Source organism: Streptomyces sp. NPDC033270 (genome assembly GCF_055576575.1).
On the sequence record NZ_JBVIRA010000002.1, the window covers coordinates 304,618 to 318,184 of the forward strand.

Annotated in this window: 8 protein-coding genes and 1 pseudogene; 2 read left to right on the top strand and 7 right to left on the bottom strand. The window is 71.3% G+C overall.

Annotated elements, in window-relative coordinates; translation table 11 throughout:
* Positions 1–49 precede the first annotated feature (49 nt).
* From treS to ACZ5XZ_RS04880, 7 genes are all read right to left on the bottom strand, one after another.
* Positions 50–1,768, bottom strand: coding sequence for a maltose alpha-D-glucosyltransferase (gene treS, locus ACZ5XZ_RS04850; RefSeq protein WP_468974673.1), 1,719 nt, complete (start codon positions 1,766–1,768; stop codon positions 50–52).
* Positions 1,765–3,768, bottom strand: a complete 2,004-nt coding sequence (locus ACZ5XZ_RS04855) for an alpha-1,4-glucan--maltose-1-phosphate maltosyltransferase (protein ID WP_468974674.1) — start codon at positions 3,766–3,768, stop codon at positions 1,765–1,767. Before ACZ5XZ_RS04855 ends, treS begins: the two co-directional genes overlap by 4 nt.
* A 679-nt stretch (positions 3,769–4,447) precedes the next feature.
* Complete coding sequence (locus tag ACZ5XZ_RS04860) at positions 4,448–6,079, bottom strand: M4 family metallopeptidase (protein ID WP_468974675.1); 1,632 nt, start codon at positions 6,077–6,079, stop codon at positions 4,448–4,450.
* 287 nt (positions 6,080–6,366) lie between these two features.
* A complete protein-coding gene (locus tag ACZ5XZ_RS04865; protein WP_468974676.1) occupies positions 6,367–8,643 on the bottom strand; it encodes a M4 family metallopeptidase in 2,277 nt (758 codons plus the stop codon).
* A gap of 316 nt (positions 8,644–8,959) precedes the next feature.
* Positions 8,960–10,804 carry an ABC transporter ATP-binding protein gene (locus ACZ5XZ_RS04870; protein WP_468974677.1) on the bottom strand — a complete coding sequence of 615 codons (1,845 nt, stop codon included), beginning with the start codon at positions 10,802–10,804 and terminating at the stop codon, positions 8,960–8,962.
* Positions 10,801–12,591: an ABC transporter transmembrane domain-containing protein gene (locus tag ACZ5XZ_RS04875; protein WP_468974678.1), complete on the bottom strand. Its 1,791-nt coding sequence runs from the start codon at positions 12,589–12,591 to the stop codon at positions 10,801–10,803. The genes ACZ5XZ_RS04870 and ACZ5XZ_RS04875 overlap by 4 nt, the downstream gene beginning before the upstream one ends.
* Before the next feature lie 89 nt (positions 12,592–12,680).
* Entirely contained in the window at positions 12,681–12,824 is a 144-nt protein-coding gene (locus tag ACZ5XZ_RS04880; protein WP_468974679.1) for a hypothetical protein, read from the bottom strand.
* Here ACZ5XZ_RS04880 and ACZ5XZ_RS04885 point away from each other — a divergent pair.
* Positions 12,804–12,926, top strand: a pseudogene (locus tag ACZ5XZ_RS04885) (FAD-dependent monooxygenase); the annotation flags it as partial. The gene ACZ5XZ_RS04880 and the pseudogene ACZ5XZ_RS04885 overlap by 21 nt on opposite strands.
* 181 nt (positions 12,927–13,107) lie before the next feature.
* Complete coding sequence (locus tag ACZ5XZ_RS04890; protein ID WP_468974680.1) at positions 13,108–13,515, top strand: aromatic-ring hydroxylase C-terminal domain-containing protein; 408 nt, start codon at positions 13,108–13,110, stop codon at positions 13,513–13,515.
* The last annotated feature ends 52 nt before the right edge of the window (positions 13,516–13,567 follow it).

The window sequence follows — 13,567 nt, forward strand, 5'->3', positions numbered from 1 at the left end:
CGCGTACGGGCGGGATGCTCGGCGCCCGTGCCCGGTCAGGGCCCCGGGGCTAGGCGGAGTTCTTGCGCAGCCGGAACCAGTAGAAGCCGTGGCCCGCCAGCGTCAGCAGGTACGGCAGCTCACCGATGGCCGGGAAGCGGACGCCGCCGATGAGCTCCACCGGATGCCGGCCGCTGAACGAGCGCAGGTCCAGCTCCGTCGGCTGGGCGAACCGCGAGAAGTTGTGCACGCACAGCACCAGGTCGTCGTCCGCGCCGCCGGTGCCCGGCGACTCGCGCAGGAAGGCCAGCACCGCCGGATTGGTGGAGGACAGCTCGGTGTAGCTGCCGAGCCCGAACGCCGGGTTCTGCTTGCGGATCTCGATCATCCGGCGGGTCCAGTGCAGCAGCGAGGAGGGGGAACTCATCGCCGCCTCGACATTGGTGACCTGGTAGCCGTAGACCGGGTCCATGATGGTCGGCAGGAAGAGCCGGCCCGGGTCGCAGGAGGAGAATCCGGCGTTGCGGTCGGGCGTCCACTGCATCGGGGTGCGTACCGCGTCGCGGTCGCCGAGCCAGATGTTGTCGCCCATGCCGATCTCGTCGCCGTAGTAAAGGATCGGCGAGCCGGGCAGCGACAGCAGCAGGGCGGTGAAGAGCTCGATCTGGTTGCGGTCGTTGTCGAGCAGCGGGGCCAGTCGCCGGCGGATGCCGATGTTGGCGCGCATCCGCGGGTCCTTGGCGTACTCCGCGTACATGTAGTCGCGCTCTTCGTCCGTGACCATTTCGAGGGTCAGCTCGTCGTGGTTGCGCAGGAAGACGCCCCACTGGCAGCCGGACGGGATCGCCGGGGTCTTGGCGAGGATCTCCGATACCGGGTAGCGCGACTCGCGGCGCACCGCCATGAAGATGCGCGGCATGACCGGGAAGTGGAAGGCCATATGGCACTCGTCGCCGCCGACGGCATAGTCGCCGAAGTAGTCGACGACGTCCTCCGGCCACTGGTTGGCCTCGGCCAGCAGCACGGTGTCCGGGTAGTGCGCGTCGATCTCGGCCCGGACCCGCTTGAGGAAGGCGTGCGAGGCGGGCAGGTTCTCGCAGTTGGTGCCCTCCTCCGCGTAGAGGTACGGCACCGCGTCCAGCCGGAAGCCGTCGATGCCCAGGTCCAGCCAGAACCGCAGGGCGGAGATCATCTCCTCCTGGACCGCCGGGTTCTCGTAGTTGAGGTCCGGCTGGTGGGAGAAGAACCGGTGCCAGTAGTACTGCTTGCGGACCGGGTCGAAGGTCCAGTTGGAGGCCTCGGTGTCGACGAAGATGATCCGCGCGTCGGCGTACTGCTTGTCGTCGTCCGCCCAGACGTAGTAGTCGCCGTACGGGCCTTCCGGGTCGGTGCGCGACTCCTGGAACCACGGATGCTGATCGCTGGTGTGGTTCATCACCATGTCGATGATGACCCGCATGCCGCGGTGGTGCGCGGCGTCCACGAACTCGACGAAGTCCGCCAGATCGCCGAACTCCGGGAGCACCGCGGTGTAGTCGGCGACGTCGTAACCGCCGTCCCGCAGCGGGGATTTGAAGAACGGCGGGAGCCAGAGACAGTCCACCCCCAGCCACTGCAGATAGTCGAGCTTGGCGGTGAGGCCCTTGAGGTCGCCGATGCCGTCGCCGTTGCTGTCCTGGAAGGAGCGCACCAGGACTTCGTAGAAGACGGCCCGTTTGAACCAGTCGGGATCGCGGTCCTTCGCCGGGGTGTCCTCGAACGTGTCGGGGACTGGCTCATTGACGATCAATTGGGTGACCCTCCGATCGGTGAGGACGGTCGCAGCGACAGCACATGGGCGGGCGCCAGTGAGCGGCCCGGCTCCAGGCGCACATAGTTGTCCCTGCCCCAGTGGTAGGTATCGCCGGTGAGCTCGTCGCGCACCGGGAAGGACTCGTGCCGGCCGAGGCCGAGTTCCGGCATGTCCAACGACACCGTCGCCTCGTGGGTGTGGTGCGGGTCGAGGTTGACCACCGTGAGCACCGTGTCGGACCCCTCGCCGTGCCCGGCGCGTTTGGAGAACGCCAGCACGGCCTCGTTGTCGACCTGGTGGAAGCGCAGATTGCGCAGCTGCTGCAGGGCAGGGTGCCGGCGGCGGATGCGGTTGAGCGCGGTGATCAGCGGGGCGATGGTACGCCCCTGCTTCGCCGCCGCATCCCAGTCGCGGGCCTTGAGTTGGTACTTCTCCGAGTCGAGGTACTCCTCGCTGCCGGGGCGTACCGGCGTCGACTCGCAGAGCTCGTATCCGGCGTAGACGCCCCAGCTGGGGGACAGGGTGGCGGCCAGCACGGCACGGATCTCGAAGGCGGGGCGGCCGCCTTGCTGGAGGTAGGCGTTGAGGATGTCCGGGGTGTTCACGAAGAAGTTGGGCCGCAGATAGGCGGCGGACTCGCCGGACAGCTCGGTGAGGTAGTCGGTCAGCTCCTGCTTGGTGTTGCGCCAGGTGAAGTACGTGTAGGACTGCTGGAAGCCGACCTGGGCGAGGGTGTGCAGCATGGCCGGGCGGGTGAACGCCTCGGCGAGGAAGAGCACGTCCGGGTCGGTGCGGTTGATCTCGCCGATCACCTTCTCCCAGAACGCCACGGGTTTGGTGTGCGGGTTGTCCACCCGGAAGATCCGTACGCCCTTGGCCATCCAGAAGCGCAGCAGCCGCTGGGTCTCGCGGACGATCCCGCGGAAGTCGGCGTCGAAGGCGACGGGGTAGATGTCCTGGTACTTCTTCGGCGGGTTCTCGGCGTAGGCGATCGAGCCGTCCGGGCGGTGGTGGAACCACTGCGGGTGCAGGGTGACCCAGGGGTGGTCGGGGGAGCACTGCAGCGCGAAGTCCAGGGCCACCTCCATCCGCAGGTCGCGGGCCGTCCGCACGAAGTGCTCGAAGTCCTCGAAGGTGCCCAGGTCCGGGTGGAGGGCGTCATGGCCGCCGGCCGCCGAGCCGATGGCCCAGGGGGAGCCGACGTCGTCCGGGCCGGCCGAAAGGGCGTTGTTGGGGCCCTTGCGGAAGGCGGTGCCGATGGGGTGGACGGGCGGGAGGTAGACCACGTCGAAGCCCATCGCGGCGACGGCCGGCAGCCGCTCGGCGGCGGTGCGCAGGGTGCCGCTGACTGCCGTGCCGGCGGGGGTGACGACGGCGCCCTCGGAGCGCGGGAAGAGCTCGTACCACGAGCCGTACAGGGCCCGCCGGCGCTCGACGACCAGCGGCATCGGGCGCGAGACGGTGAGCAGTTCGCGCAGCGGATGGCGGTCCAGCGCCTCGACGACCTCGGGGGCGAGCGCCGTGGCGAGGCGGGCGGCGGCGGGCAGGTCCCGGTCGCGCAGCGCGTCCACGGCGGCCAGCACCGCCTCCCGGCCGTCGCTCTTGGGGACGTCGACGGCCGCCCGCTCGTGCAGTTCGGCGCCCTCGGCGAGCACCAGCTCGGTGTCGATGCCCGCCGGGACCTTGATCGAGGCGTGCTTGCGCCAGGTGGCCAGCGGGTCGGACCAGGCCTCGACGGTGAAGGTCCAGCGGCCCTCGAGGTCCGGGGTGACCTCGGTGCTCCACCGGTCGGTGCCGGGGGCCCGTTCCCGCATCGGGTTCCAGGGGCCGCAGCGGCCGGCGGGGTTGCGCAGCACCACATTGGCCGCGACCGCGTCATGGCCTTCTCGGAAGACCGTGGCCGAGACCTCGAAGGTCTCGCCCACCACGGCCTTCGCCGGGCGGCGGCCGCAATCGATCTGCGGGCGGATGTCCAGAACAGGGATGCGACCGATCATGGGCTCACCTGGGCTTGTGATGCTTTGCGGGATTTTGTCCTTTGTATCCGTTTCGCGGCGGGGGAACCGGGCGCGGGCAGGTGCGCTCCAGCCCGCTTTCACTCGGCTGGCGGATGGCACGGCCGGCCGGGGTCCACTCGGTGAGCCTTCCCTCGTGCGGCGGCTCGGAAATCCGGTGGAATGTGAACTACCGGTTCGTAACCACGGGTCTGTCGTGACCCGGCGGACACGCGCCCGCCCGTTCGCGGGCGGCTGCGCGGGGGCGCTGACACGGTCGGCGTTCGCCTCCTCAACTCGGTGTGATCACAGCGGAGTTGCGGTGTGCGGATGTCCGGTGTCGCGCAAGCCTCCCCCTAGGAGGGAGTACGTACAAGAGCGCATGAGGGGGTGGAATCGGCCATATCGGCGGACTCGGTGGTAGCAATGTGTCGGGAAGTGCGGATGAGGTAGCCAACTCGCCATAGGAGGTGGGGAGTTGGGGGAGGGTTGGGGGGCGGTCGGCTGGCGGCCGCTCCCGGGGGAGGGCGGGCACCGGCGAGCGGCTCCCGGGGGCGCTGCCCGGACCCCGCCACCCGTGCCGGCGCACGCGAAGGCGGTGCCCGGAGAGACTCCGGGCACCGCCTTCGTTCTTCCGGGGTCACCTCACCCCGGGACGATCAGCGCCTGTGGGCGCACCGCGTCACTTGACGGCGACACCGGTCCAGGCGGCCTCGACGCCCTTGACCTCGGGGCTGCCGGCCTTGTACAGGTCGGTGGCGGCCTTGACCGTCGCCTCGCGGGCGGCCTTGTAGTCCGTGTTCGAGGTCATGTACTCGGTCAGGGCCTTGAACCAGATCTTCTCGGCCTTGTCCCGGCCGATGCCCTCGACCTTCTTGCCGTCCGCCGTCGGGCTGTCGTACTTGACGCCACCGATCTCCTTCGGGCCGCTGCCCTCGGACAGCAGGTAGAAGAAGTGGTTGGCGACACCCGAGGAGTAGTGCGGGTCGAGACCACCGGTGTTGGAGTCCCAGTTGTCCTGCGACTGGCCGTCCTTGCTGGGCTTGTCCATGTAGCGCAGCGGGGAGCCGTCACCGTTGATGTCGATCTTCTCGCCGATGAGGTAGTCGCCCGGGTCCTTGTCGTTCTTGGCGTAGAACTCGACCGAGGTGCCGAAGATGTCCGAGGTGCCCTCGTTGAGGCCGCCGGACTCACCGCTGTAGGTGAGGTTGGCGGTCGCGGAGGTGACACCGTGCGACATCTCGTGGGCCGCGACGTCGATGGCGGTGAGCGGCTTCTTGTTGCCCTCGCCGTCGCCGTACGTCATGCAGAAGCAGCTGTCGTCCCAGAAGGCGTTGACGTAGCTGTCGCCGTAGTGGACGCGCGAGGAGGCACCCTTGCCGTCACCCTTGATGCCGGCGCGGCCGTGCACGGTCTTGTAGTAGTCCCAGGTCTGGGCCGCACCGTAGTGGGCGTCGACGGCCGCGGTCTGCGGGTCGTCGGGCTTGCCGGTGCCCCACTTGTCGTCCTCGTCCGTGAAGGCCTTGCCGTCGCCGGACTCGCTGTTCTCGAGGTTGGAGGTCTTGTGGCCACCGCGCTCGCCGTCGGTCAGCGTGAAGCCGTTGCCCTCCTTGGAGGTGCCCAGCTCGACGCTGCCGCTGTACTCGCTCTCGCCCTTGCCGGTGTGGATCTCGTCGTACTGGAACAGCTTCTTGCCGCTGTTGGCGTCGGTGATGACGTGCATCCGGCTGGGCGTGCCGTCCTTCTGGACGCCCTTGACGACGGTGTCGTAGGCGAGGACGGGGGTGCCGGAGGCGGCCCAGACGACCTTCTTCGGGGCCTGCGCGTCGCCCTTCTTCGCGGCGAGCGACTTCGCGGCGGTGCCCTGTGCCGACTTCGCGGCGGCCTGCGGGGCGATCTTCGCCGTGGTGGAGGCGACCTTGATGGTCTTGTCCGTCGACTTGGTCGTCGACTTGACCGCGCCGCCCTTGGCGGTGTGCACGATCAGGTCGCCGCCCAGGACCGGCAGTCCGGCGTAGGTGCGGTCGTAGCGGGTGTGCGTGGTGCCGTCGGCGTCCTTGATGACGTCCTTGACGACCAGCTTCTCCTGCGAGCCCAGGCCCAGGGCCTTGGCGGTCTGCGCCTTGGTGGCGCTCGCGTCGCGCAGCAGCTCCGCGCGGTGCGAGGCGCTGAGCTGGAGGGGAGAGGCGTCCTTCTTGGCGACCGGGGCCGGCGAGGCGCCGGCGGTCCCGACGGTGATTCCCGCGGCCAACAGGGCGGCCGCCGCGAGGGCGCCACCGGTCACACGGGTCTTACGGGATATGTGGGGGGTCACGCGTGCTCCTTCAACTTTGCCAAGTGGTGGGGGTGCAAAGCGATGCGGGTGTGACATGCGTCGGGAAGACTGCCATTCGAACGCGTGCATGTCAGGAGTTTGTTCATAGGTTGGCTGAAAATCGTTCGTAGAGAGGTGATCGCTGTTCGCATAACGGAGTCGGGCGCCGCCCCCGGAGATCCGGGGACGACGCCCAAGGTGCCTGCATGGAAGGCGAGTTGTGGAGCGGCGCGAGGCGCCGTCCCGCCTATGTCATACGAGGATGACGCCTGAGTGCTGTGGCGAGGTCAGAACGTCAGCTTCCAGCCGTTGATGTAACCGGTGTCCTGTGAGTAGACGTCCTGGACCCGCAGCTTCCAGGTGCCGCTCGCCGCCTTCGAGGAGGCGTTGACGGTGTACGTCGTCTTCACGTCGGCCGCGGAGTCGAACGCGCTGGAGTTCTTCAGCCGGTAGGCCGTGCCGTCCGGGGCGATCAGGTCGATGACCAGGTCACCGCGGTAGGTGTGGACGATGTCCACGCCGACCTTCAGCGTGCTCGGCGCGTTGCCGCTGCGGCTGACGGTGATCGGCGAGGTGACCGCCGCGCCCGCGTCCGGGATCGACACGTCGTCGGCGTTCTCGAAGACGCTGCCGCCGCCGACCGGGTTGACCGTCCAGGTGAAGGACGTCGTACCGGTCTTCTTCGCGGCGTCGGTGACCGTCACCGTCACACTGCCGGTGCCGGCCGTGGTCGGCGTACCGGAGATCAGACCGGTGTTCGCGTCGATCGACAGCCCGGCGGGCAGCCCGGTCGCCGCGTACGACAGCGCGCCGGCGGTCCCGCTGGTGGCCTTGATCTGCAGGCTCGCCGCCTGGCCCACGGTGCTGGTCTGGTTGCCCGGGTTGGTGACGCTCACCGCGCCGTCCGGGACGCGGGCGCCGACGTTGACCGCCGCCCAGGTGTTGGCCACGGTGTTGTACGACGCGCTGCCCTGGCCGAACAGGTCCGCCGCCGCCTTCAGGGTGGCGGTGCGGGCGCCCGCGTAGTTGGTGTTGGCGCTCATGTACTGGCTGAGCGCCTTGAACCACACCTTCTCGGCGTTGGCCCGGCCGATGCCCGGGACCGGCAGGTTGTCGAAGGTCGGGCTGTCGTAGTGGACGCCGCCGATGTCCTTCGGGCCGCTGCCCTCGGACAGCAGGTAGAAGAAGTGGTTGGCGACACCGGAGGAGTAGTGCACGTCCTTGTTGCCGACGTTGCTCGACCAGTAGTCGGCCGAGGCGCCGTCCTTGCTGGGCTTGTCCATGTAGCGCAGCGGGGAGCCGTCGCCGTTGATGTCGATCTTCTCGCCGATGAGGTAGTCACCGGGGTCGGAGGCGTTGTTGGCGTAGAACTCCACCGCCGTGCCGAAGATGTCGGAGGTGGCCTCGTTGAGGCCGCCGGACTCACCGCTGTAGGTCAGGTTGGCGGTGGCGGAGGTGACACCGTGCGACATCTCGTGGCCGGCCACGTCGATCGACGTCAGCGGGTGGCTGTTGCCGCTGCCGTCGCCGTAGGTCATGCAGAAGCAGCCGTCGTCCCAGAAGGCGTTGACGTAGGCGTTGCCGTAGTGGACGCGGGAGTAGGCGCCCACGCCGTCGCCCTTGATGCCGCTGCGGCCGTGCACGTTCTTGTAGTAGTCCCAGGTCACCTGCGCGCCGTAGGCCGCGTCGACGCCGGCCGTCTGGGCGTTCTGCGGCGTACCGTCGCCCCAGGTGTCGTCGGCGTCGGTGAACAGTGAACCGGTCCCCGACGAACCATGGTTGAGGTTGTAGGTCTTGTGGTTGCCGCGGGTGGGGTCGGTCAGCGAGAAGTTCGGCGCCGAGCCGGACGTCCCGATGGTGACCTTGCCGCTGTACTCGCTGTTGCCGACGCCCTGCTCGATCCCCTGGTACTGGAAGATCTTGGCGCCGGTCGTGGCGTCCGTGATGACGTGCAGCTGGTTGGGCGTGCCGTCGTCCTGCAGTCCGCCGACCACGGTCTCGTAGGCCAGGAGCGGCTTGCCGTCGGCGACCCAGACCACCTTGCGCGGCGCCTTGGCGGCCTCGGTCTTCTTCGAACCCAGGGCCCGCGCCGAGGTGACGGCCTTCGCCTCGGCGGCGGCCGGCTTGATCTTGGCGGTGGTGCCCGCCACCTTGAGCTGCGAGCGGACGGCCTTGGTGACGCCCTGGAGCGTGCCGCCCTTGCTCGTGTGCACCACGAGGTCGCCGCCGAGGACCGGCAGCTTGTCGTAGGTGCGCTCGTAGCGGGTGTGCACGGTGCCGTCGGCGTCCTTCGAGACGTCCTTGACGACCAGGCGCTCCTTCGCGCCGAGCTTCAGCTGCCGCGCCGTCTGGGCGGTGGTGGCGCCGGCTTCCCGTATCAGCTCCGCACGCTGGGACGGGGACAGCTTGACCGGCAGGGCGCCGGGGTCGGGTACGGCGTGCCCGGCGCCCGGCCGCGGGGCGGCCGCCGTGCCGGTACCGGCCTGTACACCGACGGCCAGCATCGCCGTGACGGCGACGAGCGCGCCGGTTGCGACGGCGCGTCTATGGGGGGTGCGTCTCACACTGACTCCTTCTGCGGTGGCCGCTACGTGACGGTGCGGCCGAGGGGGACCGGGCGGCGAACGGCCGTCCGGGCAGAGCGAGGCAGAACTCATGGAGCGTGTGGGGGGAGACGTACGCACAAAGGTGCTTGACGTACTGGTGGAACGGGGGGTGGAGCCGGCCGTCGCGAGGCGTGGTGCTGTGGGGGCCGTGCGGCGGTTGCGGGGAAGAGTCCCACCACAGCCCGCCGGTTGTCAGGCTCCGATCAACTAATTGGCCGGAAAACGTCCGTTGCGCGGAATCAGCGTTCGCTTTCCGGACGATCTGGGCCTGATCTCACCCGGCCGCGGTCCGCCCGTGCCAGGAGCGCCACAGGTCCGCGTAGGCGCCGTCGGCCGCCACCAGGTCGTCGTGGGTGCCCAGTTCGGTCAGCCGGCCGCTCTCCAGCACGGCCACCCGGTCCGCGTCATGGGCGGTGTGCAGCCGGTGGGCGATGGCGATGACCGTACGGCCCTCAAGGACGGCGGCCAGCGCGCGCTCGGTGTGCCGGGCGGTGCGCGGATCGAGCAGCGCGGTCGCCTCGTCCAGGACCACGGTGTGCGGATCGGCCAGCACCACGCGGGCCAGGGCGAGTTGCTGCGCCTGCGAGCCGTCGGGACGGTGCCCGCCGGGGCCCAGCTCGGTGTCCAGGCCGGCCGGCAGCTCCGTGCACCAGGCGGCCCCCACGGCCGCCAGCGCCGCGCGCAGTGCGGCGTCGTCGGCGCCGGGCGCGGCGATCCGCAGGTTGTCGCGGACGCTGCCCAGGAACACATGGTGCTCCTGCGTGACGAGGACCACCTGGCGGCGCAGCACCTCGGGGTCCAGCTCGGCGATCGGCACCCGCCCGACGGTCACCGAGCCGCCGCTCGGCGCTTCGACGCCGGCCAGCAGCCGTCCCAGGGTGGACTTGCCGGCTCCGGAGGGGCCGACCAGGGCGATCCGCTCGCCGGGGCGGATGGTGAGGGTGACGTCGTGCAGGACGTCCCGACCGGGGGAGGCGGGGGAGGCGGGGGAGCCGTCGTCGCCGGGCCGGGTGCCGTAGGCGTAGCGGACGGCCGTGACGTCGATGCGGTCGTCGGCGGGGAGAACGGCGGCCGAGGGGGCGGACTTCGGGGTCAGCGGGGCCCGGCCCAGCCCCTCGACGCGGGCGAAGGCCGCACCGCTGCTCTGCAGCTGCTCCACCCACAGCAGGACCGTCGCCAGCGGCTCGGCCAGCTGCCGCAGGTACAGCGCCGCGGCGACGACCACCCCCAGGCTGATCCCGCCCCGCCCGTGCAGCACCCCGCCGACCAGCAGCACCCCGACCACCGGCAGGACGTAGGAGACCTCCACGGCGGGCAGCAGCACACTGCGCAGGAACAGCGTCCTGGTACGCGTACGCCGGCACCGCTCGATCGCCTGCTCGCTCGCCGCCCGCCGGCGCTCCTGGAGCCCCAGCGCCTCGACGGTCCGGGCACCCGCCGCGGTGGCCGCCAGCAGCTCGGCCAGCGCCGAGGTCGCCGCCCCCTCGGCCAGATACGCGCGGTGGGCCCGGCGCAGATACCACCTCACCGCCAGCAGGCCGCTCAGCAGGCCCAGCCCGCACGCCCCGAGCAGGGGATCGAGCACCACCACCGCACCGAGCAGGAACAGCGCCTGCACCGACGCGATGAACACCTCGGGCGCGGCGTCCCGCAGCGTCCGGGCGACCGAGGTGACGTCCGTCGTACCACGGGCCGTCAGATCACCGCTGCCGGCCCGCTCCACGGTCGCGGCCGGCAGCGCCAGCGCCCGGTCGACGAACTGCTCGCGCACCCGCGCCACGGTCCGCTCACCGAAGCGGTGCCCGACGTACCGGGCGTACCGCGCCAGCAGCAGCTGCGCCAGCGCACACACCAGGATGACCAGCGCCAGCCGGTCGACCGCGCGCACCCCGCCGCCGTCGCGCACCGTGTCCACGATCCGGCCGAGCAGCCACGGGCCGGCCAGACCGGCGCCGGCGGCCAGCGCGTTCAGCGCGAGCATCAGGGCGAACGCCCGCCCGTCCAGCCGGATCAGACGGAGCGCGGCCCGTCGGGTGGTGGCGCGGCCGGCGACCGGCAGGGCCGCATCGCCGGGCAGGTCGTCGCCGCCTCGCGCGGGCCGGGTGGTGGCCGTCGTCATCGTGCGCTCTCCTGTGCCAGGGACGCGGGCGGGGCCCCCGGGGCGCCGCCCTGTTCGTCGCTCGGTGTGCCGTCCTCGCCGCGCGCCACCAGACGGCGGTAGGCGGGCTGTTCGTCGAGCAGCCGGCGGTGGCTGCCGACGGCGGCGACCTTGCCGCCGACGAGGAAGCACACCGTGTCCGCCCGGTCGAGCAACAGCGGTGAGGTGCTGGTGACGACGGTGGTACGACCCGCGCGGGCGGTGTGCAGCCGGCCCGCGACGGCCGCCTCGGTGTGCGCGTCGACCGCCGAGGTCGGCTCGACGGCCAGCAGCACCTCGGGGTCGGCCAGCAGCGCCCGCACCAGGCGCAGGCGCTGGCGCTGCCCCCCGGAGAGGTTGCGGCCCTGCGCCTCGACCGGCGAGCCGAGCCCGTCCGGCAGACCGCGGACGATGTCCTCGGCCAGCGCCGCGTGGACGGCGCGGTCGATCGCCTCGCCGGCCGGATCCCGGCGCCCGCAGATCACCTCGCGCAGCGTCCCGGCGAAGAGGTCCGCTTCGTTGTCCGCGACCAGGATGCGGTCGCGGACCTGCCGCAGCCCGATCTCGTCGAGGCGTACCGCACCCCAGGTCGCCGCGGAATCCGCGAACCGGCCCAGCCGGTCGAGCACCGCCGCCGACTCGGCCGGGCGGGCGGCGACCAGCGCGGTCAGCAGCCCGGGCACCACCTCCACGCCGGACTCCGGGTCCCGCAGCACGGCCGGCCCCTCGGGCGCCCGCCCCGCCTCGCCCTCGTCCCCCGCACCGCCCGCCGGGTCCGGCTCCCGCCGCAGGAAGTGCACGACCCGCCGGGCGGCGACCAGGCCCCGGGTCAGGTCGTAGCCGCCCTCGATGAAGAACGACACCGGCACCACCAGCGCCGCGGCATACCCGTAGACCGCCACCAACTCACCTACGGTGATGTCCCCTTGGGCCGCCATCCGCGCCGCGAGCCAGGTCACCGCGGCCAGGAACAGCGTCGGCAGGCCCACCCCGAGCGCCTGGATCCAGCTGGTGGTCGCGCCGACCCGATAGCCCTCGCGCCGCAGCGCTCGCGAATCGCGCCGGTAGCGGTCGGCGAACACCTCCTTGCCGCCCAGGCCGCCCAGCACCCGCAGCCCGCCGACCAGGTCCGTCAGTCGCGCCGCCAGCCCGCTCTGCCGTTCGCGATAGCGCGACTCCGCCCCCTGCAGCCGGCCCAGCAGCGGCCCGACCAGCAGGGCGAGCAGCGGGACGCCCAGCAGCACCACCGCGGCGAGCAGCGGGGAGACGCCCAGCAGCAGGACGGCGACGACCCCGTACGCCAGCACCGCGCCGACGCCGGGCCCGGTCATCGTCAGCGTCTGGCTGATCACCGCGACATCGCCGATCCCGATCGTGACGACCTCACCGGCCGTCACCTTCCGCGGCAGCGCCGCGCCCAGGCGCAGGGTCTGCGCCACCACGGCCCGCACCGTGCGGAACGTGGCGTCCATCCGGATCCTGGTCATCGTGCGGTGCCGCAGGATCCCCAGCCAGGCGTTGAGCACCCCGACGCCCAGCAGCACCGCCGTCCACCCGACGAGCGCCGGCATCCGCCCCGGCGCCAGCCCCTCGTCGATCGCCCGCGACAGCACATACGGCGGCAGCATCAGCCCCACCATCCACAGACTCCCGTACGACGCGCCCGCCGCGACCCGCCACCGCTGACTGGTCACCAGCCACCACAGATACCGTCCGGCACTGCCGTGGCGGGGCGCTTTCGCGCCCGGCTCCGCCGAGGTGTCCGCCATCCCCGCCCCCCCGTGTTCGTCCCTGCCGAGTCCGCCGATGCCTGGACCCTAACGCTCGCGAGAACACCGTGATCGGCGCAAGGGGCCGATCACGCCCCGCAGTTGAGGACGGCCGTCGGCGGCGGGTCGGCCGGTGGTGTCCCTCGCGCGAACTCCACCGTCCGGCAGCTGCTGGGGGCGTCGCCCAACGCTTCCACCACGGCCGGATCCTGCTGGCCGGCGATGCCGCGCACGCGATCCCCGTCATCGGCGGGCTGGGGATGAACGCCGGCGTCGCCGATGTGCACAACCTGTGCTGGAAACTGGCGGGCGTGCTCCACGGGTGGGCCGGGCCGGGCCTGTTGGAGAGCTACGAGACGGAACGACGACCGGTCGCCCACCGGGCTCTCCGCCAGGCAGTGGCCAACACCCAGCTGCTGCTCCAGGTGCAGAACCGGCGCCGCGAACAGCTCCGAAGCGGCCCCGGCCCGGATCGAACTGCCCTGGTCCGAAGAGTTCTTCGCCCAACTCGGCCTCGTGCTCGGTGTCTCCTACCGCTCCGCCGCCGTCCTCACCGGCGACGCCACCCCACCCGAGCCGTCCGACAGCGGCACGGAATACCTCCCCACCACGGAGCCGGGCCACCGCATGCCACACCTCTGGCTCACACCCGACAGCTCCACGCTCGACACCCTCGGCGAATGGTTCACCCTCCTGACCCCGGGCCCCGCCCACTGGGAGCGGCAGGCCACCGCCACCGCACCCTGGCCGCTGCGCATCGAGCCCCTTCCGCACGAGCACATCGACTTCTGCGGCCTCCGTCCGCACGGAGCACTGCTCATCCGACCCGACGGCCACATCGCCGCCCGCTGGCGCGACCGCCCACCGAGCGCGGCGCCCCTCCGCCACGCCCTCACCGCCCTCACCTGCTCGACGCTCCCCTGACAGCCGGGCACCCGAAGAATCGCGGATCCTCAACGACCGGCCGTTGGCCCAC